Origin of the sequence: Bacillus sp. J41TS8 (genome assembly GCF_018333035.1) — a bacterium.
Classification (GTDB): Bacteria; Bacillota; Bacilli; order Bacillales; family Bacillaceae; genus Bacillus; species Bacillus paralicheniformis.
The window spans coordinates 55,858-78,322 of sequence record NZ_BORF01000020.1; the positions used below are offsets into that span (position 1 = coordinate 55,858).

Consider the following 22,465-nt stretch of genomic DNA (forward strand, 5'->3'; position numbering starts at 1 on the left):
TTATTTCTCTTTCAAACACAAAAATACCCCTCCAGATCATCCAATCCAAGAGGGGTACAAACTATTATTTCAAACGTCGCCTTACTCCACCGTCACACTCTTCGCCAAGTTCCGTGGCTTATCAACGTCACAGCCGCGGTGCAGCGCTGCGTAGTATGCGATTAGCTGCAGCGGGATGACGGAGACGAGCGGTGCGAGCTCCGGATGCACTTCAGGCAGGACGAAGCGGTCGTCTGCTTCTTCCAGGCCTTTCAAGGAGATCACGCAAGGGTTGGCGCCGCGGGCTGTCACTTCTTTGACATTTCCACGGATGCTTAAATTGACGTGCTCCTGTGTCGCAAGGGCAATGACCGGTGTGCCGTCTTCGATCAATGCGATTGTACCGTGCTTCAATTCACCGCCGGCGAAGCCTTCAGCTTGAATGTAAGAAATCTCTTTCAGCTTCAGGGATCCTTCGAGGCAGACGAAATAGTCGAGGCCGCGGCCGATGAAGAAAGCATTGCGTGTTACTGTCAAATATTCGCGCGCGATCATTTCCATTTCGTCTTTCTGGTCGCAAAGGGCTTCCATCGCGTTTCCGATGATGCCGAGCTCTTTAACAAGATCAAAGCCGAGTGCTTTGCCGCGGGTTTCCGCAGTTACAGCTGCCAAAATAGCGAGAACTGCGATTTGCGCCGTATATGCTTTTGTTGACGCTACCGCGATTTCCGGGCCGGCATTCAGTAAAAGCGTGTAGTCCGCTTCACGGGAAAGCGTGGATCCCGGTACGTTGGTCAATGTCAGCGCTTTGTGTCCGAGCTTTTTAACCTGTACGAGAACCGCGCGGCTGTCAGCCGTTTCTCCGCTTTGAGAAATAAAGATAAACAGCGGCTTCTCGGAAAGCAATGGCATATTGTAAGAGAATTCACTTGCGACATGGACTTCAGCCGGAACTTTCGCCCATGTTTCGATAAATTGCTTGCCGACAAGACCGGCATGATAGCTCGTTCCGCAGGCGATGATATAGACGCGATCCGCTTCTGCAACAGCATTTGCAATGTCTCCAGGAATGGAAAGCTTGCCGTTTTCATCTTGGTACGTCTGAATGATTTTCCGCATGACAAGCGGCTGTTCATCGATTTCTTTTAACATGTAGTGAGGGTATGTGCCTTTTTCGATATCGCTCGCATCAAGCTCTGCAATATATGAGGCACGTGACATCAATTCTCCGTCAAGGTTTTTGATCACAACTTTTTTGTCTGTGACAATCACCATTTCTTTATCCATAAGCTCCACGTATTCGTTTGTCACTTGAAGCATCGCCATCGCGTCAGACGCGATCACATTGAAATTGTCTCCAAGGCCGACAAGAAGCGGGCTTTTATTTTTCGCAACATAGATTGTTTCTTTGTTTTCATGATCGAATAATGCAATCGCATAAGAGCCTTTGAGCAGCATAAGCGTTTGGCGGAACGCTTCTTCCGTGTCAAGACCGTTATTGACGAATTGCTCGATCACTTGAACGACAACCTCTGTATCCGTATCACTTTTAAGGGTTACATCTTGTAAATATTCGCGCGTCAGCTGAACATAGTTTTCGATGACGCCGTTATGAACAAGTGTAAATCGGCCTGATGCGCTTTGATGCGGGTGAGCGTTTAGACGGCTCGGTTCCCCGTGAGTCGCCCAGCGTGTGTGTCCGATTCCCGCTTGCGATATCACATTTGCATCAACGACTTCGCGAAGATCGGCAATCCGTCCTTTTTCTTTAAACACGTGTACGCCGTCTTCGTTCGCTACAGCGATTCCAGCTGAATCGTAGCCGCGATACTCCAGCTTTTCCAAACCTTTAAGTAAAATTTCCTTTGCATCAAGCTGGCCAATATAACCTACAATACCACACATAATTTTCTTCCTCCTAAAGTCGCAGGCAGGAGACGAAGAAAGTCTGCTTATCAGGCGGGGACATTCTTCGTCCCCTCCTACATGTTTTTTATGGAAGATCATGCGATTTCCCTTTGTTCAAAGAGTCGCCTCTTTGGTTTGAGGAAATCCTTGCGGCTGTGATCTTGTGGTCAGCCGGGAGGCATCCGCCGAAAATTCGATAAACCTCCATCCTCGTCAACTAAGCTGTTTCATCCGCACGCTTAGTCCGGGCGCTATAACTATAAAAAATGGTTCTGCCCTGCCTTTCCTTTTAAATTAAACAAGACAAGCTGATTTTACTATACACTAAAGGAACCGTCAAACATTTTTCAAAATGGTTCACATTTTTTCCAAGATTGAACGGTTCCCTTTATCTTATGTCAAATCAGCATGTCTCGTTCGTCAGTCTTCTGCGGAAAATCACTCCGCTCCCATTTCAGCTTTCACGACATCTGCAATGCGGCCTACGTATTTCTCGCAAAGCTCCTTCGTTTTCGCCTCAGCCATAACACGGACAAGCGGCTCGGTGCCGGACGGGCGCACAAGGATGCGGCCGTCACCGTTCATTTCCTTCTCAACCTCTTCGATGACCGCTTTTACCTTTTCGTTCTCCGCTACTTTATGTTTATCGGTTACTTTCACGTTCAAGAGGAGCTGCGGAAACTTCTGCATCTCTGCCGCAAGCTCTGACAAAGACTTACCTGTCATTTTGATCGTGTTCATCAGCATGATCGCAGAAAGCAGGCCGTCGCCTGTCGTATTGTAATCAAGGAAAATCAGATGTCCCGACTGTTCTCCGCCGAAAGTAAACCCGTCCTTTTTCATCGCTTCCACTACATAGCGGTCGCCGACAGCTGTCTGAACGCTTTTAATGCCTTCCGCTTCAAGCGCTTTGTAAAAGCCGAGGTTGCTCATCACCGTAGAGACAACTGTATTGTCCGCCAGGCGCCCCTCGCTCTTCAAGTACTTCGAACATATGTACATGATTTGATCGCCGTCTACGATATTCCCCTTTTCGTCAACAGCGATCAAGCGGTCGCCATCCCCGTCAAACGCCATGCCGACGTCAGCTCCCTTTTCTTTCACAAATTCGGCCAGGGCTTCAGGGTGGGTCGAGCCGACTCCGTCATTGATGTTTAATCCGTTCGGAGAAGTCCCCATCGTTGATACATCTGCGTCAAGATCGGCAAACAGGTGGGTCGCCAGCGAAGATGTCGCCCCGTGCGCACAGTCAAGTGCGACATGAATGCCTGTGAAGTCTTCATCAGCAGACTGCTTAAGAAACTGCAAATATTTCTGTCCGCCTTCAAAGTAGTCGTTCACCATACCCAGATCAGCGCCTACAGGCCTTGGCAGGTGATCTTCAGGCTGATCCATCAGACGCTCGATTTCAAGCTCCTGCTCATCGGAAAGCTTAAATCCGTCGCCGCCGAAAAACTTAATTCCATTGTCTTCGACAGGGTTGTGGGAAGCTGAAATCATTACACCCGCTTCCGCGTCCATAGCCTTCGTCAAATATGCGACGCCGGGCGTCGAAATCACACCGAGACGCATGACTTCTGCTCCTATCGAAAGAAGGCCCGCAACAAGGGCACCTTCCAGCATATGCCCGGAAATGCGCGTATCACGGCCGATCAGCACCTTGGGGCGCTCCTTATCTTTTGTTAGGACATATCCGCCAAAGCGTCCGACTTTAAAGGCCAGCTCGGGTGTAAGTTCACTGTTTGCCACGCCTCTTACACCGTCTGTACCAAAATACTTGCCCATTAATATCGCTCCTTTTTGATTCATGAAGGTTGTGAATCCTTTTCAGAATGATTCTCTTCTTCTTCATTCTGACCATTATTTTTTTCGTTTTGGGTTGTTTGAGATGAGATTTTCACTCGAATGCTCTGCCGCGGCAGCGACCATGTCATGTTCTGCGGTCCGTTTACTTCCAGCTTCACGTTATGCTCGCCGTCATCGAGATCCGCCACATTGACATAGAGCTCGACGTCGGAAGGCTGGAGTTTTTCGATCGCGGCTGTCGAGCCCTTTGCCGTGATATCCAGCTTGCCTGACTTCGGATCGAGAAATTCAAGATCCCGGCTGTCATTCAGCCCCGCGGTTTTAATTGAAACGTTCTTCAGTTTTTTCTCTTCTTCCTTGTCAACTTTCACCTTGATTTTCACTTTTTCGGGTGACACTTTTTTAGCGCCGTCCGGCACTTTAATGTTGGCTTCCAACTCAGTGTCATCTTTCATTTTACTTAAATCAACCTCATCGGCCTCGACAAATTCTAACGAATCAAGAACATTTTGCGGCCCGTAGACGGTTACCTCTCCCGGACTGATATCGAGGCTGGAAATGCTGATACCGTCCGGAAGGCTCCCTTTCCGGTCAACTTTGACGGGAATCTTTTTGCTAGGGCTTGTCACGGGAACGGTGATTTTAACGACGGATGGACTGACTTCAACCGGAAGAACATTTCCGTCCCTGTCGTACACTGTTAGCTTGGCTTCTTTTTCAACCGTCTGGTCGACGCCCTCTAAATTGATCGTCGCCTTGATGTTTTGGATTCTGTCGATCACGGCTTTTGAGCCGGTGACGCTGACGTTTTTCGGGTTGATAATCGGCAGCTCCGGCGTGTAGCCGTCTTTCATTTTGTTTTTATTATAAAAATCAACCTCGACCGGGAATTCCTTCGTCGTTTTTTCTTCGATGGTCACGGTTGTCACCGATGGATTGATGGTCAGAGTGAGGCCTTCGGCAACATTTCTGGCCTTCAGCTCGACTTTGTGCCTGCCTGTTTTCAGATGCTGCATATCGGCATAAATCTCAAAATCCTTCACTTGTCTGACCTTCTTGACGGTTCCTGTCGGGCCTTTAATCGTGACATTCACCGTCTGCGGCACGCCTGTTACGACGTAGTTTTCATCATCATAAAACGATTTGACCGGTATATCGGTGAGCGTCGCTTCGTCTGTCGTCGATGTCGGGAAAAACGATTCACCTGGTTTCTTCGGAGTCGGCGCTTGAGCGCTGTGGACCGCAAAGTAAAGAAGAAACGCGAATAATAATGCGACTACTTTGACAGCCCAGGGATTGTTTAAGAACTTATCCATTTTTCTTCGCCCTCCAATACCAGCGATTTGAGGAAGTTTCTCGCGAATTTTTCTTGAATTCCGCTTCAAGCATGTTTTTCAATGCCTCTTCCGATAAATCACGGTGAAGGTCTCCGTTTTTGGCGACGCTGATGCCGCCCGTTTCTTCGGATACGACAACCGTCAGACTGTCGGTCACTTCACTGATTCCCACTGCTGCTCTGTGCCTCGTCCCAAGCTCTTTTGAAATAAAAGGGCTTTCAGAAAGCGGAAGGTAGCAGGCGGCTGCAGCAACCTCATCATTTTTCATAATTACGGCGCCGTCATGAAGCGGTGTATTCGGAATAAAGATGTTGATCAATAGCTCAGAGCTGACCTTTGCATTTAAAGGGATCCCCGTTTCTATGTAATCGCCCATTCCCGTCTCCCGTTCAATCGTCAGAAGCGCGCCAATCCGGCGTTTCGCCATATATTTAATCGCTTTTGTAATCGCATCAATCGTTTTCTGCTGCTGCTCTTCCTCAGGTGTTCCGCTCCTCGAAAAAAAGCGCCCCCGCCCCAGCTGTTCCAGCGCTCTCCTCAATTCAGGCTGGAAGATGATAATGATCGCCAGGAACCCCCATGTGATCGCCTGGTCAACCAGCCACTGCAGGGTGCTTAATCCTAAATATTGACTGGCCAGCCTGACGAGAACAATGACCACGATTCCCTTTAAAAGCTGAACCGCCTTTGTCCCGCGGATGACCATCATTAATTTATATATTACGTACCAAACAAGGAGAATATCAACGGCATCGCCGAGGTACTGCAAGAAAGGGATATCCTCAAAAGCCATTTCCTCGTCCTCCAAGAATTCAGTCATTAGTAAGGTTAATATGTTTCAAAATGGTATGATCTATTATTTTTACATATACAGACGCTATTATAGCACAAATTGATTTTCCAAGTGAAATGGCGGCCCCTCATAAAAAAAGAGCAAAGCTTATTCGCCCGCTTTGCTCTACTCTTTAGACTCCTTCATGTCAAAAACCGATTTTCCGGTCGATTTAATCTTATACCACATCCAGTCGAACACTTCGTTGATCTCATGGATCTGACCAGTGACTTGTCCTGCTGAAGCCGTATATTTTTCGCCATTAACAATCGTGACATCGCCGTCGACTTTGCCTTCTATAATCAGCTTTCCGTTTTTCACGGTCACATCGCCTTTGACAACTTTGCCTTCAGGTACGATGACCGTGTTGTTTTTCACTACGAGATTGGGCTGGCTGGATACGCTGAAATCCTGATCGTTTTTCCAGCTGGAGAAAAAGCTGCCGCCCATCAAAATGATAAACAAAGCTGCCGCCACTAAAAACGGATGGGCTTTAAGCCACCTGTTGATCGATGCCGTTCGCTTTTCCTTCGGCAGATTCGCCAGCACATCGGCTGTAAAGTTCGCCGGAGCTGTAAGATGTGACGTGCTCTGGACAAGAGCGATGGATTTTTCCATTTCATGAAGGTGCTTTTTGCAGTCTTCGCATGATTGGAGGTGCTCTTTTAATTGCGATTCATCTTCCGGTAGTATGTCTCCGTCAAGGTATTTATGCATAAGCTGAACAATATGCTCCGGACAGCTCATTTCATCACCCCACTTAAAGATCCCTTAATTGTTTTCTGAGAGCCTCTCTGCCCCTGTGTATCCTCGTTTTCACCGTACCTACGGGAATATTAAGGATTTCACTGATCTCAATGAGTGAGAGCTCATCAATGTACTTTAATACGATGACCGTCCTGTATTTATCGGGAAGCCTTAAGATTTTTTCCTGGATGGTGCTGTGCAGCTCCAAAGAAACCACTTCATCCTCTGGAAGCGCAACATCCGCCGCAACCTGGGAATACATCGTCAGTCCTTCAGTCCCCGCCACCTCTGCATCCAAGTAATAGTCCGGCTTTTTTTTACGGATACGATCGATGGTCAAATTGGTTGCGATTCGATAAAGCCATGTGGAAAATTTCCGGTTGATATCAAAACTGTCGATATTCACGTATGCTCTGATAAACGCTTCCTGCGCAATATCTTCCGCCTCATGCGCATTGCCGAGCATACGGTAGCAAAGCTGATAAATTTTGTCTTTGTAAATATCCACGATGTCTGCAAATGCATTACGATCGCCTTTTTTCACCTGTTTGATTCTTTTTTTAATCATTGTTTCCATATTTATCTAACCTCTGCCTTCACCGGTCTTTATGTATACGAATTGATTTTTATTAGGTTTCATTAAATTCATAAAAATAGTTTATCAAATTTTTGGCAGGGTGTAGATGCTTTGACAGGGATCATGCGCTTAATATTAGCTTAAAATTATTATACAATCTAAATATTATGAAACTGAGACTTTTTTATAAAAAAAGCAGCCTAAGGCCGCTCTTCAACCGCACCTAAAGCAGCTTTTCGCCAAACAGCGACCCCATTAAGGCGACTGCCGCTTCAGCCGTCCTGTTTTTCTCATCCAATATCGGGTTGACTTCGACAAACTCAGCGGACGTAATCAGCTTCGATTCTTCCAGCATTTCCATCGCCAGGTGGCTTTCCCTGTAGCTGATGCCTCCCGCTACCGGGGTTCCGACACCCGGGGCATCGTTCGGATCAAGCGCGTCTAAATCGAGCGACAGATGGACACCGTCCGTTCTGCCGCGCAAATAGTCTATCGTTTCTTCCATCACCCTCGTCATACCGAGGCGGTCGATTTCATGCATTGTATACACTTTGATCCCTTTGTCGCGAATCAATTCTTTTTCCCCGTCATCAAGTGACCTCGCACCGATGATGACGATGTTCTCCGCTTTAATTTTCGTTTCTTTTCCATAGATGCCTGTCAGCCCTTCATGGCCGATCCCCAGGCTGATGGCGAGCGGCATGCCGTGAATATTGCCTGAAGGAGACGTTTCTTTCGTATTTAAATCAGCATGCGCATCATACCAGATCACACCCAGGTTTTGATAATGCTTCACAAGTCCGGCCAGCGTTCCGATCGCTATACTGTGGTCACCTCCCAGCACGAGCGGAAAAGCACCTGAAGCCACGATCTTATCAACGGTCTCAGCAAGTTTTGCACTCGCTTTTGTAATCGCTTTCAAGTTTCTCAGCTCTTCAGATGCCGGCTCCCCGCCTTCTTTCTCATCCTCTCTTTGCCCGATTGTCATATCGCCGAGGTCTTCAATATCCTGACAAAGGCTTTCCAACCGTTCATTAACACCGGCACAGCGAATCGCGCTCGGTCCCATATCGACTCCCCGCCTCAGCTGACCGAGATCCATCGGTACGCCGATCATTGAAATCTGCTGTTTTAACATATGATATCCCCCTTTCAGACCTTCATTGTACCTTCCAATTCGGAATTGACTCAACAAGACATTTTTTTGAATAGTTATACAAAAAAGACAAAATAAAAAGGACATCCTAACAGGATGTCCAAAAACTGGGCTAGCTGGATTCGAACCAGCGCATGACGGAGTCAAAGTCCGTTGCCTTACCGCTTGGCTATAGCCCAATAATGGTGGAGGGGGACGGATTCGAACCGCCGAACCCTGAGGGAGCGGATTTACAGTCCGCCGCGTTTAGCCACTTCGCTACCCCTCCAAAAACAGTGCCGGCCAGAGGACTTGAACCCCCAACCTACTGATTACAAGTCAGTTGCTCTACCAATTGAGCTAGACCGGCATGATACGGTATCTTATGCAGTTACCGGCGCGGTTGTGACAAAAACCGATCCGAAAAAATGGTGGAGGATGACGGGATCGAACCGCCGACCCTCTGCTTGTAAGGCAGATGCTCTCCCAGCTGAGCTAATCCTCCGCAGTACAGGACGTACAAGTGCATGCGTTGCAACAGGACGTTGCGACCTTAGCATGCCTTCCTTTTAAAAATTCCGGCATTCGCAGCGTGCTGTCCAAAAAAGAATGGTGACCCGTACGGGATTCGAACCCGTGTTACCGCCGTGAAAGGGCGGTGTCTTAACCACTTGACCAACGGGCCATCATCGTGTTTCAAGCAGCTCTCGTAAAGCTGACAAAAGTTATTATATACAGGTTCCTCCCCATTTGTAAAGGGGTAAATTAAAATTTTTATTTTCAAATTTTTTATTCATAAACATTGAGAAAAACGCAGAAATTTTGTTTAAAATAGGGCTATCTGATGTGCAAGAGAGGGGACGCGAAAAATGATACTGGTAAGTTCATGTCTGGCCGGGGTGGAATGCCGCTATAACGGATCGCACAGCTATGTGGGGAAAATCAATAAGCTTGTTGAAGAAAAAAAAGCGGTGATTGCTTGTCCCGAGCTGCTCGGCGGATTTCAAACGCCAAGGGAACCGGCCGAAATTATAGGCGGGTCGGGAGAAGACGTTTTAGACGGCAGTGCGGTGATCAACACACAATCGGGAAAAGACGTAACAGACCTGTATATAAAAGGAGCTTATCTAACATTGGAGATGGCAAGGCAAATCAAGGCTGATACGATCGTGTTGAAGGAAAACAGCCCGTCTTGCGGCAGCAGCCATATATACGATGGAAGTTTCTCAAGCCAAAAAATAGCCGGCAACGGCGTTACGGCGGCGCTTCTGAAAAAAGAAGGCTTCCGCGTGATTTCCGAACACCAAATAGACGAGCTGTAATACCTGAACATAAGCGCAGTTCATCTGCGCTTTATTTTATGTCGGCAATCCGTTGTTTAGAACTTCATTGAAATAAAATTTTAATATTTACCTTTTGTTATTGAAATAATATTCCACTCTTAATATACTGAAAATTAAGAAATATATGCACTTCATTATCAGGAGGAGTTGTCGATGGAAAACAGCCATTTAGGTTCATTAACGACCGAACGCCGGAATGAAAGATCCAGGCGCATTCACCAGGCAAAGACGATTGATATTTTGAAAATCATCAATGATGAAGACAAAACTGTAGCCGAAGCTGTACAAGAAGTCTTACCAGAAGTTAAGACCGCCGTTGACTTCGCCGTCGGGTCGTTAAAGAAAGGGGGACGGATCATCTACATCGGTGCCGGTACAAGCGGGAGACTCGGCGTACTCGATGCAGCTGAATGCCCGCCGACGTTCAGCATATCTCCCGAGTCGGTCATTGGCATCATTGCAGGAGGAGAAAAAGCTCTGTACAAAGCCGTCGAAGGCGCTGAAGATCACGAGGCATTCGGCAGACGGGATTTATCAGCCGTTAACCTCTCAAACAATGATACCGTAATCGGAATCGCCGCCAGTGGTCGGACTCCATACGTTCTCGGCGCTTTGAAGTATGCCAGGGAAAGTGGCGCCAAGACCGTCTCACTGACATGCAACGAAAACTCGGCGATCAGCCAGGTGTCAGATCACAGCATAGAAGTGGTCGTCGGCCCTGAAGTTATTGCCGGATCGACGAGAATGAAAGCAGCAACCGCTCATAAAATGATTTTAAACATGATCTCAACGGCGGCCATGATCAAAATGGGAAAAGTCTATGAAAACCTCATGGTAGACGTAAAAGTAAGCAATGACAAATTAAAGGAGCGGGCGATTCGCATCATCCAAACGGTCACAGGTGTTCCAAAAGAAGCGGCGGCACTAGCGTTAGAAAAATCCCATAACCAAGTCAAAACCGCCATCATCATGCTGAAAACAAACGAAGATGCGGCCGCTTCCGAAAACCTGCTTGAGAAATCAGAAGGCGATATCGAAAAAGCTCTATCCATTTATGAAGACCAAGTTTAAAGAAGAAAGGAAGAAACAATGGCTGCAGGAGGATTGGAAATCATTCAGAATATGCTTCACAAATTGCCGCAATCTGAACGAAAGCTTGCCGAATACATTTTGAAAAACCCACACGAGGTCGTAAACGGCACCATTCAAGAAGTGAGCTCTTCGGCAAAGACAAGCGGGGCAGCGGCAATACGGCTCTGCAAATCTCTGGGGCTGAAAGGCTTTCAAGATTTAAAAATGAGGGTCGCCGGCGATTTAATGAAACCGTCTGATCAGGGATACCGGGATATCGAACCGCAAGAGCCGCTCCATTCAATCGTTCAAAAAACAACCAGCAATTCGATTCAGGCGATTCGCGATACCTTTGAAAACATTGACCACGAAGATCTTCAAAAAGCGATTCAAATACTGATCAACGCAGAAACGGTTCATTTTTGCGGGATCGGGGCTTCAGGAATCGTCGCACAAGATGCCCAGCAGAAATTTTTGCGCATCAATAAAAAAGCCACCGCTTTTAGTGATATGCATCTTGTCGCGACATTAATCGCCAATGCCGGCGAGAATGACGTTCTGTTTGCCATATCCCATTCAGGAGAAACGCATGAAATCGCCAATGCAGTCAGACTCGCCAAAAAACATGGCATTAAAACCATTGGACTGACGCAGTTTGGACAGTCTGCTGTCTCTTCATTAAGCGATATCGCCCTGTATACGTCATGCTCAAACGAAGCGCCGTTTCGCAGCGCCGCCACCTCCTCTCGTTTAACTCAGCTTTACATGATTGACATTCTGTTTTTAGGCATAGCCGCGGAGCGCTACGAGGACATCATTCAGTATATTGATCAAACAAAAGCGGCCATCCGCATGATGGGAATGAGCGAATTGTAAAAAAGGGGGATATAAAATGAGCGATGAGAAAAAATATGCCGGCCTGGCAAAATTGATTTTACAACACATCGGCGGCCCGTCTAACGTCGCGGATTATACCCATTGTATGACGCGCCTGCGCATCACGCCTGTCAACAGTCAAAAAACCGACATCGGCTCAATCAAAGCGCTTGAAGGCGTGATTGGCGTCGTTGAGGAGGAAACGCTTCAGATTATCCTCGGCACCGGCGTCGTACAGCACGTATCAGACGAATTCGGGAAGTTGCTTCAATCCGCGGAAGACGTTGACTTAAAACAATCCGCAGCCAAACATAAAGCTGAGATTTCCAAGAAAAACGCGACGCCTTTCAAATTGTTTCTTCGGCGGATCGCAAGCATTTTTATACCGCTGATCCCCGCTTTGGTCGCCTCAGGCTTGATTACCGGAATCACCAAAGCCGTTATCCAAGCAGGCTGGCTCGCTGAAACATCACAAACCGCCATTATTTTAACGGTAATAGGTTCAGGTTTATTTACGTATTTGGGCATCCTGGTCGGGGTCAATACGGCGAAAGAATTCGGCGGCTCCCCCGCACTCGGCGGATTAGCCGGTATTTTAATCATTAACCCGGCCGTTGGTGATATTTCGCTTTTCGGTGAAGCGCTTTTGCCGGGACGCGGAGGTTTAATCGGTATTTTATTCGCAGCTGCATTTATCGCTTTTCTCGAAAAACGGGTCAGGCGCCTTGTACCTCATTCACTCGACATCATCATCACACCTACAGTCTCCCTTCTCATCACAGGAATCGTCACTTACGTTGTCTTCATGCCTGTCGGCGGCTTGATATCTGACGCCATTACGTCAGGACTTCTCGCCATCTTAGATCTCGGCGGCATTATCGCCGGCTTTGTACTGGGGGCCACCTTCCTTCCGCTCGTCGTAACCGGACTGCACCAGGGATTGACACCCGTTCATATGGAATTAATCAATTCAATCGGCGATGACCCGTTGCTGCCGATTCTGGCTATGGGGGGCGCAGGTCAAGTAGGCGCCGCTTTTGCGATCTATTTCAAAACAAAAAAAGCAAAGCTCAAAAGAGCCATTGCCGGCGGACTGCCGTCAGGCCTGCTCGGAATCGGTGAACCGCTCATATTCGGTGTGACTCTTCCACTCGGACGTCCATTTTTAACCGCGTGCCTCGGCGCCGGAGTAGGTGGAGCCTTTCAAGCGTATTTCAAAATCGCGACCGAATCGATAGGCGTATCAGGTCTTCCTTTGTCATTTTTAGTCCATACCCACCAAGTTCTTTTGTATATTCTCGGTTTGTTTATTTCCTATGCTGCCGGCTTTGCCTTAACATATCTCTTTGGTTTTAAAGACGATATGGCAGTTGAATTTGATTAAACGTTTGTTTAAAATTCCCACTATGCATTTTTTGACAGAAAGGAGTGAAGCAAGCTGAAAAAGTTTATGATCAGCGCTGCAGCATCGTCCCTATTGTTGCTGACATGCTTTTTCCCGCTTCCGTCATCAGCACAGACTGCAATTGCGAACGAGACAACAGGTCAGCTGACATATACCGTATTAACGAAGGCGAAAACACCTGAAGAAGCCGGTTTTTCTTCGGAAAAGCTTAAAGCCGTGGACCGTCTGATCGAACAGGATGTCAAAGCGGGTTTTCCCGGGGCTGCCTTGATTTTGATAAAAGACGGAAAAATCGTCAAAAAAGAAGCATACGGCTACAAGCAGAAATACAACGGCCTCTCGACGCTCAAACATCCAAAAAAAATGAAAGCAAACACGATGTTTGACCTCGCCTCCAATACAAAAATGTATGCCGTCAATTTTGCCTTGCAGCATTTAGTGAGCACCGGAAAGCTTGACTTGAACAAAAACATTTCACATTATCTTCCTGATTTCAAAGATCACCCGGAAGACGATGTAAAGGGAAAAAACCGGCTCCGCGTCATTGATTTGCTCCACCATCACGCAGGCTTCCCTGCAAGCTGGAACTATTACGACCCGAAAGCAGCCGGACACCTCTACTCTCAGTCACGGAGCAAAACGCTTGAATATCTTGTCAAAACCCCCTTGTCATATGAACCCGGCACAAAACAAATTTACAGTGACATCGACTATATGCTCCTCGGGCTGATCATAGAAAAAGTCACAAACGAGCGTTTAGATACCTTTGTTGAAAACCAATTTTACCGGCCTCTCGGGTTGCGGCATACTTTGTTTAATCCGCTCCAAAAGGGCTTTAAACCGCCGCATTTTGCAGCTACGGAACGAAAGGGAAACACCAGAGATGGCACCATCTTGTTTCCAAATATCAGAACTTACACGCTTCAAGGGGAAGTCCACGATGAAAAAGCGTTCTATTCAATGGAAGGCGTCTCTGGGCATGCCGGCCTTTTTTCCACCGTTGACGACGCAGCAGTGCTCCTTCAAGTCATGCTGAACGGCGGCGGTTACGGGAAACAGCATCTATTCAGCCGTTCGGTCATTTCACAATTTACTAAGCCGTCAAAAACAAATCCCACATATGGACTAGGATGGCGGCTTAACGGCAATACCGATATGGAGTGGATGTTCGGCAAGCACGCCAGCAACAAGGCATACGGCCATACCGGCTGGACGGGAACCGTCACCATCATTGATCCCGTGTATCAAATCGGCATTGTGTTGTTAACCAATAAAAAGCACTCTCCTGTCATCAACCCTAAAGAAAACCCGAATCAATTCGAAGGTGACGCATTTGCAACCGGAAAGTACGGCAGCGTCATTACAGCTATTTACGAGGCGTTACATCACCAATAGGAGGCGACCCTTATATGAAAAGATTTCTTCAATGCGCGTTGATTGCATTGCTGTTATCGTCTCTCGCTTTGCAGCCCGCCGCTCGCGAAGCAGAAGCGAAACAGCAGCCGGAACAACACCTCAAACAAATGGTCAGCAGCATGTCGCTTGAAGAGAAAATTGGACAAATGCTGATGCCTGACTTTAGAAACTGGAAGAAAAAAGGGGAATCGAACGCCAAAGGATTAACAAAAATGAATGACGAAGTCGCGGGAATCATTCAAAAATACCGGCTCGGCGGTGTCATTCTTTTTGCTGAAAATGTCACAGGCACAGAGCAGACTGTACGATTAACGGACGGCTTGCAAAAAGCGAGTCCTGACATTCCGCTCTTTATCACGATCGATCAGGAAGGCGGGATTGTCACCAGACTTGAATCAGGCACAAACCTGCCCGGGAATATGGCAGTCGGTGCATCGCGAAGCAGCAAAAATGCCTTCAAATCAGGAAAAATCATCGGAAAAGAATTAGCATCGCTGGGCATCAACGTGAACTTCAGTCCTGTACTTGATGTCAACAACAATCCCGGCAACCCGGTCATCGGCGTTCGTTCTTTCAGTTCCAAGCCTGAGCTGACTTCAAAGCTCGGCATCCAGATGATGAAGGGCCTGCAGGACGAGCAAATGATCGCTACAGCAAAGCACTTTCCCGGACACGGCGATACAGCGGTTGACAGTCATTACGGATTGCCGCTTGTTCCGCATGATGAAAAAAGGCTGAGAAGCATTGAACTTGCGCCATTTCAAAAAGCGATCGATGCAGGGATTGACATGATCATGACAGCGCATGTCCAGTTCCCCGCCTTTGACAATACAACCTATAAAAGCAAAAAAGACGGCGAGGACATCATGGTGCCTGCAACACTTTCCAAAAAAGTCATGACAGACCTTCTCCGCAAAGACCTCGGCTTTAAGGGCGTTGTCGTAACAGACGCTTTAAATATGAAAGCCATTTCTGATAATTTCGGACAGGAGGAAGCCGTCGTCATGGCTGTCAAAGCAGGAGTCGACATCGCCCTCATGCCCGCACAAGTCACATCGCTTGAGACCGAAAAAAATCTAGCGCGTGTATTCGAAGCTCTTCTGACAGCCGTTAAAAAAGGTGAGATCCCTATCGAACAAATCGATCAGTCGGTGGAGCGAATCCTTCAATTAAAAATAAACCGCGGTATCATCGATCACACCGGCTCCGAACCGCTTCAGAAAAAAATCAAATACGCCTTGAAAACGGTCGGCAGCAACAAACACATGAAATCCGAAAGGAAAATGGCAAGAGAAAGCGTCACCATTCTTAAAAATGAAAAAAGCACCTTGCCATTCAAACCGAAAAAAGGGGATACCGTCCTCATTCTCGCCCCATACGAAGAGCAAACAGCAGCAATCGCCAAAACCATCAGCAAAATAAAGAAAAACATCAAGGTCGTCGAATATCGATTTGCAGAAAAAACGTTTGATGAAGAGATTCAAAAGAAAATTGACGAGGCCGATTATGTCATCACAGGATCATATGTAGTCAAAAACGATCCTGTTGTGAACGACGGTGTCATTGATGACAGCATTCAAGACTCAAGCAAGTGGGCAACTGCTTTTCCGCGCGCCGCCATGAAATACGCTCAGGCAAACGGGAAAAAATTTGTCTTAATGAGCTTACGAAACCCTTATGACACGGCAAATTTTGAAGAAGCCGCTGCCGTGATCGCAGTATACGGCTTTAAAGGCTATGCAAACGGGGGCTTCAGGCAGCCGAATATTCCGGCCGGAGTGGAAGTTATCTTCGGAAAGGCAAAGCCTAAAGGAACATTGCCCGTAGACATTCCTTCGGTCACACGCCCCGGAGAAACCCTTTACCCGTTCGGCTACGGGTTGAATATTAAAAACGGCAAGCCGCTTCACAAAGGAGGGTCATAATGAGAAAAAAAGCGATCTGGCTGCTTGCGGGAATGTTTGTCTTCAGTACATTAACCGCAGCAGCGGCCTTTCCGGACAAAGAAAAGAAAGCAAAGGTCTCACCGGGTATTGAAGTGATCATGAACAAGAAAAGCATATTAAAAGGAAAAAGGGTCGGTCTCATCACAAATCCAACCGGTGTCAATTCAGCATTAACAAGCAGCATCGATTTGCTTCACCAAGCCCCCGGTATTGAGCTGACCGCTCTCTATGGTCCAGAGCACGGTGTAAGGGGAGACGCTCAAGCCGGCGATAAGGTTGACTCTTATATTGATGAAAAAACCGGTCTCCCCGTCTACAGCCTTTACGGAGATACGAGAAAACCGACACCGGAGATGTTGAAAAACGTTGATGTCCTGCTATTTGACATCCAAGATGTCGGAACGCGGTTTTACACTTACATTTACACAATGGCTTATTCGATGGAGGCAGCAAAAGAAAACGGCATTCCATTCATTGTTCTTGACCGGCCAAACCCGCAAAGCGGCTTAAAAGTTGAAGGACCTGTCCTTGATCCAGATTATTCTTCATTTGTCGGAATGTATCCCATCCCTTTAAAGCACGGAATGACCGCAGGAGAACTGGCAAAGCTGTTTAATGACGAATTTAACATCGGCGCCGATTTAACCATCATCAAAATGAAAGGGTGGAAGCGACAGATGTTCTTTGAAGACACTGGTCTTCCTTTCGTCCTGCCTTCCCCGAACATGCCGACGCCGGATACGGGCATCGTCTACCCGGGCACAGGTTTAATTGAAGGAACCAATATGTCAGAAGGAAGGGGCACGACAAAGCCTTTTGAATTAATTGGTGCGCCCTACATGAAAAGTACGGAACTCGCCGAAAAATTAAACGGTCTGAAGCTTCCTGGCGTCCGATTCAGAGCCGCCTCGTTCACTCCGACATTTTCAAAGCATCAAAATAAACTGTGCCACGGGGTGGAGCTTTACGTGACAAACAGGTCCGCTTTTAAGCCTGTAAATACCGGTATCGCGATCATCAAAACCGTCCATGACCTCTACCCGGACGACTTTGAGTTCCTCCCTTCAGGCAATTTCAACCGTCTGATCGGGAATGGATGGGTCAAAGCTATGATTGAACAAGGCGCTTCAATTGATGAAATCGTCAAAAAATACGAAGCAGATCAAAAACGGTTTATGAATATCAGAAAGAAGTATTTGCTTTATTAGGAAGAGCGGGATCCGCTCTTCTTTATTTTTTTAGACTGTTCAATGATTCTCATCTCATGTAAGATATGTAAAACTGCCTTTAGGGCAGGAAGGTCATTTTAAAGGGGAGAGACATCGGATGGAATTTTACCTTGTGGACGTGTTTGCAGAAACAAAATATACAGGAAACCAGCTCGCCGTTTTTAAAGCAGAAAAGAACCTATCAAGTGATAAAATGCAAAAAATAGCTAGGGAAATTAATTTTTCCGAAACAACATTTATATTAGGGAAACAGGAAAACAGCGGGTATGATGTCCGAATCTTCACCCCGGAAAAAGAAATTCCGTTTGCAGGACATCCGACGCTGGGCACAGCGTTTATCATAAAGAATGAAATCGAAACTGAACCATCTTCAAGCGTCATTTTAAATGTTCGAGCAGGCGCAATACCGGTATCGTTTGACAAAGGTGAAGATCAGATCATTTGGATGAAGCAAAATCCGCCTGTATTTAATCGAACTTTTGATAAAGAAATGATGGCAGAAGTACTCGGTATCGACACATGTGATATGGATTTGGATTTCCCGATACAAGAGGTTTCCACAGGTCTGCCAGCAGTTATCGTCCCGTTAAATTCGCTAAGTGCAGTTAAAAAATGCAAAATCAACAAGGATCGGTTTGAAGCTTTTATGAAAGAAACAGAAGCCAGTCTGCTCGTTTTTTCTACGGAAACCTATCATGAACAAAATCATATCAATACACGAGTTTTTTGCGACTGTCTCAGCGTTCCCGAAGATCCGGCAACAGGAAGCGCGATCGGGGATCTCGCAGGATATTTACTGCATCACGGTTATTTTAATCAAAATGACCTCAGCATAAGGGCTGAACAAGGGTATGAAATAAACCGGCCTTCCCTGCTTTATATTGAAGCGCATACAACGGAAAACAGCATAGAAATTCACATCGGGGGAAACGTCCACCTGATCGCAAAAGGAACTTGGCGAACTTGAACACAACGCGGGAAAGCGGTTTTTAAATATTAGAAAGAAGCAGCCGCTGACGGCCTGCGAAAAGCGGCGACTAACCAAATCACATTCACGATCGCTGACAGAATGCAAAGGCATACGACGCCCAATAAAGCAGAAGCATATCCGCCAAAAGCGCCAATCAACATAACCACTGGAATCATAGTCAGCGCGATGATTATTCCGAATCCGCAAAGAACAGCCATCACAAACTTCATCGCATCAAACCCGGCCATAAAAACAGCGAGGGGCAGCATATAAAAGAGCAAAACGGTTCCGATTGCCGCCCACATCCCCAAAGTGCCAAACTCATTAGCATGAGGGCCTGAATGAGCGAGCGGAGAAAGTGAAGCTGTGACTAATAAAGAACAAAACAACAATGCGGAAATTAAAGTCCAAATCATCACACTTACCCTATTGGTTTTCATTGTTTTTCTCTCCTGTAAGGTTTGAGTCTGCCAACTATGAGGGCAGACTCGTTTTTTTGTCTAAATGATACGTTTTTTTCAGCTCGCTTCTTGCAAGCAAATGCCCATATAGCGCAGCCAGGATCTGCTGAAACAGCATGCCGATGACAACGGGCACCGCCACTTGCGGCGGAAAAAATCCGGTGGCCAACACAGCGCCGGCGCTAATATTCCGCATTCCTCCGGTAAAAATTAAAGCCACGATTTCCTCCTGGGGCCGTTTCATCAGCCGACCGATCAGCCAAGCTGTCATGTAGCCAGTAAATGCCACCAAAAAAACCGTAACGGCTATCGTTAAAAACTTTAAATCGACGTTTTTCAGGTAAGGAGCGACAACTGAGCTGTTAATCGCCACCACGGCGGCTAACCCGATTTTCGAAAATGGAGCGCAATTCGCGCTTAAACGCGCTGTCCGCTCCGGTATTGAAAATTGATTGACGAGCATTCCTAACAAAGAAGGAATCACAATCATTCCGACTAAACCTTTCATCATACCGATTACATCCATTTCAACATGCGCCCCGGCCAGGATGGAAAGACTGAACGGAACGATGAAAGGCGAAAGAATCGTGTCCACTAAAATAATCGATAGTGTTAAGCCGATGTTTCCTTTATACATGGCAGCCCAAATCATACTCGTAATACCCGTCGGAATGACAACACCAAGGGTAAGCCCTGTAATCGTTAATGAATCTCCGCTAAACACAAGATGCCCCGTGCTCCATGCCAGAACAGGCATAAATATGTGCAAAACAAATAAAGCGAGTAGCATCGGCAAGGGATGAACCATCGCTGTTTTCAGCGACTGAAAATTTGCCCCAAGGCTGCCGGCAAATGTCATAAACGCAAAAATCCACGGCACAAGACCCGCCAGCCCATTTAAGTAATCCGCAAGCAACACCCCGCTGACAACACTTAAAGGCGTCAGTAAAGGCATAATCTTACCAAGTGTTTTATTGATCGTCTGAAGCATAGATGTAAAACGCCCGCTCTCTTTAAATCGAATTTACATTCATTATAACAAAAGATGGAATATCAAAACAGGAAGGGAATACAGAAAAGAAGACAGCAAGATGAAAGAGCAGCTTTTAGGCATAATGAGCTATGCTTCTTTTTTTATAGGGGAACACGGTTAAAATGGCCTCTATCTTAAACATTCTGAACTGCTGTTTTTGGAAGCAAAATGCTTTCACATAACCGTTTTTAATTTCTTTCACGAGAATCGCCCGTTTAGAAAAACTACTTTCTTTCATGTAAATGATTTCTACCGGAAAACCGTCTTCCATTGAACGATACAACAGCTTATTCATCGTCTCACCTCATATCTTTATTTTATAAGAACATTTGTTCTTATTCAAGTGTAAATAAAATGTAAATTTTGGCATTATCCCAAACCATGTATGAAAATATTAGCATTTTGAAGAAACTTTTTAAGGGGTTATTGCGTCAGTAAATACGTCACATATAAAAGAAGGAGTACCCGCCATGGCAAGAACATACAGAACGCGAATAAAGAAAAGAAAAAAGAAGAAAACAAAAAGAAGGCTCATCATTCTTTCCTTTCTTCTTGTTTGTGGGGTAATTTATCTTGCACTTCCAAGCGGTATGCGAGATCACCAAGAAAATCAACTACAGGCAACTGAAAAAAAAGAACAGCCTGAAGCAAAGAAGAAGACAAATCAAAATGAAACAAAAAAGAACCCTATCATCACAAAAAATGATAATGCTCAATTGGATCAATATTTAAAAAGCATTGGATTCAGCGGCACAGCATTAATTGTAGAAGACGGAAACGTTGTGACAAGCAAAGGGTATTTATATGCAAACCGCGAGGAAATGGTCCCCAATACACCGGACACCGTCTTTTATGTTGGGTCATCACAAAAAGCCATTATTGCAACGGCAATTTTACAGCTTGAGGAAAAGGGATTGCTATCAGTAAATGACCCCGTTTCTAAGTATCTTCCTGACTTTCCAAACGGCTCAAAGATCACCCTTTATCATTTCTTGACACACACATCAGGGATTAGGGGGCACAAAGAAGGCCACGGATATATTTCGCCGGAAGATTTAATGAAAGATATCGAAAAACGAGGCGTAAAATACCCAACTGGGAAATGGGATTATAGAGACTCCAATTACTCGGTTCTGGCATACATTGTCTCCATGGTAAGCGGTGAACCAGTCGATCAATACATCAAAAAGCACGTTTTTAAACCTGCCGGTATGAAACACGCAGGCTTTTATAAAACATTTGCTAAAGAGTCAAATCCGTCGACAGGGTATAAATTAAACCCGCAAAAAGAGCTTTATACGCCTGACATGCCGAATTTATCACAGCTTTATGGGGCTGGTGATATTTATATGACCGCTTATGATATGTATTTATTTGATAAAGCACTTTACGAAAGAAAAATCATTTCCAATGAAAGTTTTATGAAAATGTTTACGCCAAACAAAGCAACATACGGTATGGGCTTTTATGTGTCGCCGGGAAGCTATTCTAGTCACGGTGTCATGCCCGGCTATAACATATTAAACAGTTTCAGTCTGACAGGGAGCAGATACGTCATTCTATTTTCTAACATCCAAAACAACATCAAATCTTTTGGCAGTGTAAACAATCGGATCTTCTCTATTTTAAATGGATTTTAAACATATTTAAACAAGCTCTCTGTCATCCGAGTCAGAGAGCTTGTTTAATAGCAGAAAAAGTTTTTACGGTTAAAAGGGATTTTAATTATAAATATGGAAGATGGATAATAAATAATTTTCAATATAAAGGAAGGTTGTCATGTCTTTATTAACGCTTAGCAAAATCGTGACCGTTATTGGCGTTGTAGCATTATTTATATGGACTTTTAAAGACTCAAAACAGCATGAACCTGATACGTTAAAGTACGGGAGTTATATGTTGTTCCTTCTTGTCTTAGAAGTCGCAATTAACGTTTTATATGAGAGGGTATAGCAATAAAAGCAGGCGTTAAGCCTGCTTTTATACATTCTATAAGTTGAAAGCAAAATATCATAAAACAAAAAAAGCTTTCTCCACCATAGGAGAAACCTTGTCATATCAACGTATTCACTTAAGCTTCCAAGCGGGCTCGAACCGCTGACCTCTTCCTTACCATGGAAGTGCTCTACCTGCTGAGCTATGGAAGCATTGGCTCCGCAGGCAGGATTCGAACCTGCGACCGATCGGTTAACAGCCGATAGCTCTACCACTGAGCTACTGCGGAATAAGATAAGCTTCAATTCATGCAGGGTAAAGATATATAAACAGCTTGGCGGCGTCCTACTCTCACAGGGGGAAGCCCCCAACTACCATCGGCGCTGAAGAGCTTAACTTCCGTGTTCGGCATGGGAACGGGTGTGACCTCTTCGCTATCGCCACCAAACTATTGCCTTC

General features: G+C 46.0%; 19 protein-coding genes, 7 tRNA genes and 1 rRNA gene. 9 read left to right on the forward strand and 18 right to left on the reverse strand.

What is annotated here, in order from left to right:
• Positions 1 to 81: 81 nt before the first annotated feature.
• The 12 genes from glmS to KI350_RS21065 all read right to left on the reverse strand — a co-directional run bounded on the left by glmS (position 82) and on the right by KI350_RS21065 (position 9,006).
• Positions 82 to 1,884 carry a glutamine--fructose-6-phosphate transaminase (isomerizing) gene (glmS, locus tag KI350_RS21010; RefSeq protein WP_023857686.1) on the reverse strand — a complete coding sequence of 601 codons (1,803 nt, stop codon included), beginning with the start codon at positions 1,882 to 1,884 and terminating at the stop codon, positions 82 to 84.
• Positions 1,885 to 2,325: 441 nt separating this feature from the next.
• Positions 2,326 to 3,672, reverse strand: coding sequence for a phosphoglucosamine mutase (glmM, locus tag KI350_RS21015; protein WP_023857685.1), 1,347 nt, complete (start codon positions 3,670 to 3,672; stop codon positions 2,326 to 2,328).
• 20 nt (positions 3,673 to 3,692) lie between these two features.
• Positions 3,693 to 5,009 (reverse strand): CdaR family protein, encoded by a 1,317-nt coding sequence (locus KI350_RS21020; protein WP_025810877.1) that lies wholly within the window; start codon positions 5,007 to 5,009, stop codon positions 3,693 to 3,695.
• Positions 5,002 to 5,823 carry a diadenylate cyclase CdaA gene (gene cdaA, locus KI350_RS21025; RefSeq protein ID WP_003178443.1) on the reverse strand — a complete coding sequence of 274 codons (822 nt, stop codon included), beginning with the start codon at positions 5,821 to 5,823 and terminating at the stop codon, positions 5,002 to 5,004. The genes KI350_RS21020 and cdaA overlap by 8 nt, the downstream gene beginning before the upstream one ends.
• A 165-nt stretch (positions 5,824 to 5,988) precedes the next feature.
• On the reverse strand, positions 5,989 to 6,609 hold the full coding sequence (gene rsiW / locus KI350_RS21030; protein WP_023857683.1) for an anti-sigma-W factor RsiW: 621 nt from the start codon (positions 6,607 to 6,609) through the stop codon (positions 5,989 to 5,991).
• A gap of 13 nt (positions 6,610 to 6,622) precedes the next feature.
• On the reverse strand, positions 6,623 to 7,186 hold the full coding sequence (gene sigW / locus KI350_RS21035; protein WP_003178438.1) for an RNA polymerase sigma factor SigW: 564 nt from the start codon (positions 7,184 to 7,186) through the stop codon (positions 6,623 to 6,625).
• Between the two features lie 223 nt (positions 7,187 to 7,409).
• Positions 7,410 to 8,324, reverse strand: coding sequence for an arginase (rocF, locus tag KI350_RS21040; RefSeq protein ID WP_025810878.1), 915 nt, complete (start codon positions 8,322 to 8,324; stop codon positions 7,410 to 7,412).
• Between the two features lie 125 nt (positions 8,325 to 8,449).
• Positions 8,450 to 8,521, reverse strand: a tRNA-Gln gene (locus KI350_RS21045).
• A 4-nt stretch (positions 8,522 to 8,525) separates the two neighbouring features.
• Positions 8,526 to 8,610: transfer RNA gene (locus KI350_RS21050), tRNA-Tyr, on the reverse strand.
• 8 nt (positions 8,611 to 8,618) lie between these two features.
• Positions 8,619 to 8,691, reverse strand: a tRNA-Thr gene (locus tag KI350_RS21055).
• 59 nt (positions 8,692 to 8,750) lie between these two features.
• Positions 8,751 to 8,826: transfer RNA gene (locus KI350_RS21060), tRNA-Val, on the reverse strand.
• A 105-nt stretch (positions 8,827 to 8,931) separates the two neighbouring features.
• Positions 8,932 to 9,006: transfer RNA gene (locus KI350_RS21065), tRNA-Glu, on the reverse strand.
• 184 nt (positions 9,007 to 9,190) lie between these two features.
• Here KI350_RS21065 and KI350_RS21070 point away from each other — a divergent pair.
• From KI350_RS21070 to KI350_RS21105, 8 genes are all read left to right on the forward strand, one after another.
• Positions 9,191 to 9,643: a 2-thiouracil desulfurase family protein gene (locus tag KI350_RS21070; RefSeq protein WP_212930584.1), complete on the forward strand. Its 453-nt coding sequence runs from the start codon at positions 9,191 to 9,193 to the stop codon at positions 9,641 to 9,643.
• Positions 9,644 to 9,817: 174 nt separating this feature from the next.
• Positions 9,818 to 10,735 carry an N-acetylmuramic acid 6-phosphate etherase gene (gene murQ / locus KI350_RS21075; protein ID WP_020449917.1) on the forward strand — a complete coding sequence of 306 codons (918 nt, stop codon included), beginning with the start codon at positions 9,818 to 9,820 and terminating at the stop codon, positions 10,733 to 10,735.
• 18 nt (positions 10,736 to 10,753) lie between these two features.
• The gene (locus KI350_RS21080; RefSeq protein ID WP_023857680.1) at positions 10,754 to 11,611 is read left to right on the forward strand and encodes a MurR/RpiR family transcriptional regulator; all 858 of its coding nucleotides are present in this window, start codon (positions 10,754 to 10,756) and stop codon (positions 11,609 to 11,611) included.
• A 16-nt stretch (positions 11,612 to 11,627) separates the two neighbouring features.
• Positions 11,628 to 12,995: a PTS transporter subunit EIIC gene (locus KI350_RS21085; RefSeq protein WP_020449915.1), complete on the forward strand. Its 1,368-nt coding sequence runs from the start codon at positions 11,628 to 11,630 to the stop codon at positions 12,993 to 12,995.
• Positions 12,996 to 13,061: 66 nt separating this feature from the next.
• Positions 13,062 to 14,411 carry a penicillin binding protein PBP4B gene (pbp4b, locus tag KI350_RS21090; protein ID WP_033155082.1) on the forward strand — a complete coding sequence of 450 codons (1,350 nt, stop codon included), beginning with the start codon at positions 13,062 to 13,064 and terminating at the stop codon, positions 14,409 to 14,411.
• 14 nt (positions 14,412 to 14,425) lie between these two features.
• Positions 14,426 to 16,357, forward strand: a complete 1,932-nt coding sequence (locus KI350_RS21095; RefSeq protein WP_059231532.1) for a glycoside hydrolase family 3 protein — start codon at positions 14,426 to 14,428, stop codon at positions 16,355 to 16,357.
• The gene (locus KI350_RS21100; protein ID WP_059231531.1) at positions 16,357 to 17,586 is read left to right on the forward strand and encodes an exo-beta-N-acetylmuramidase NamZ family protein; all 1,230 of its coding nucleotides are present in this window, start codon (positions 16,357 to 16,359) and stop codon (positions 17,584 to 17,586) included. The genes KI350_RS21095 and KI350_RS21100 overlap by 1 nt, the downstream gene beginning before the upstream one ends.
• A 118-nt stretch (positions 17,587 to 17,704) precedes the next feature.
• Positions 17,705 to 18,574, forward strand: a complete 870-nt coding sequence (locus tag KI350_RS21105) for a PhzF family phenazine biosynthesis protein (protein WP_025810886.1) — start codon at positions 17,705 to 17,707, stop codon at positions 18,572 to 18,574.
• 29 nt (positions 18,575 to 18,603) lie between these two features.
• Here KI350_RS21105 and KI350_RS21110 read toward each other — a convergent pair whose 3' ends face one another.
• From KI350_RS21110 to KI350_RS21120, 3 genes are all read right to left on the reverse strand, one after another.
• On the reverse strand, positions 18,604 to 19,017 hold the full coding sequence (locus KI350_RS21110) for a DUF5391 family protein (RefSeq protein ID WP_059231529.1): 414 nt from the start codon (positions 19,015 to 19,017) through the stop codon (positions 18,604 to 18,606).
• A 34-nt stretch (positions 19,018 to 19,051) separates the two neighbouring features.
• A complete protein-coding gene (locus tag KI350_RS21115) occupies positions 19,052 to 19,993 on the reverse strand; it encodes a bile acid:sodium symporter family protein (protein WP_101561696.1) in 942 nt (313 codons plus the stop codon).
• A 151-nt stretch (positions 19,994 to 20,144) separates the two neighbouring features.
• Complete coding sequence (locus tag KI350_RS21120) at positions 20,145 to 20,366, reverse strand: hypothetical protein (RefSeq protein ID WP_020449908.1); 222 nt, start codon at positions 20,364 to 20,366, stop codon at positions 20,145 to 20,147.
• Between the two features lie 175 nt (positions 20,367 to 20,541).
• On the opposite strand from KI350_RS21120, the gene KI350_RS21125 reads away from it, so the two are divergent.
• A complete protein-coding gene (locus tag KI350_RS21125) occupies positions 20,542 to 21,711 on the forward strand; it encodes a serine hydrolase domain-containing protein (RefSeq protein ID WP_023857673.1) in 1,170 nt (389 codons plus the stop codon).
• Positions 21,712 to 22,145: 434 nt separating this feature from the next.
• Here KI350_RS21125 and KI350_RS21130 read toward each other — a convergent pair.
• The 3 genes from KI350_RS21130 to rrf all read right to left on the reverse strand — a co-directional run bounded on the left by KI350_RS21130 (position 22,146) and on the right by rrf (position 22,454).
• Positions 22,146 to 22,218 (reverse strand) — tRNA-Thr (locus KI350_RS21130).
• Between the two features lie 2 nt (positions 22,219 to 22,220).
• A tRNA-Asn gene (locus KI350_RS21135) sits at positions 22,221 to 22,295 on the reverse strand.
• Between the two features lie 43 nt (positions 22,296 to 22,338).
• Positions 22,339 to 22,454: ribosomal RNA gene (gene rrf, locus KI350_RS21140) — 5S ribosomal RNA — on the reverse strand.
• Positions 22,455 to 22,465 lie beyond the last annotated feature (11 nt).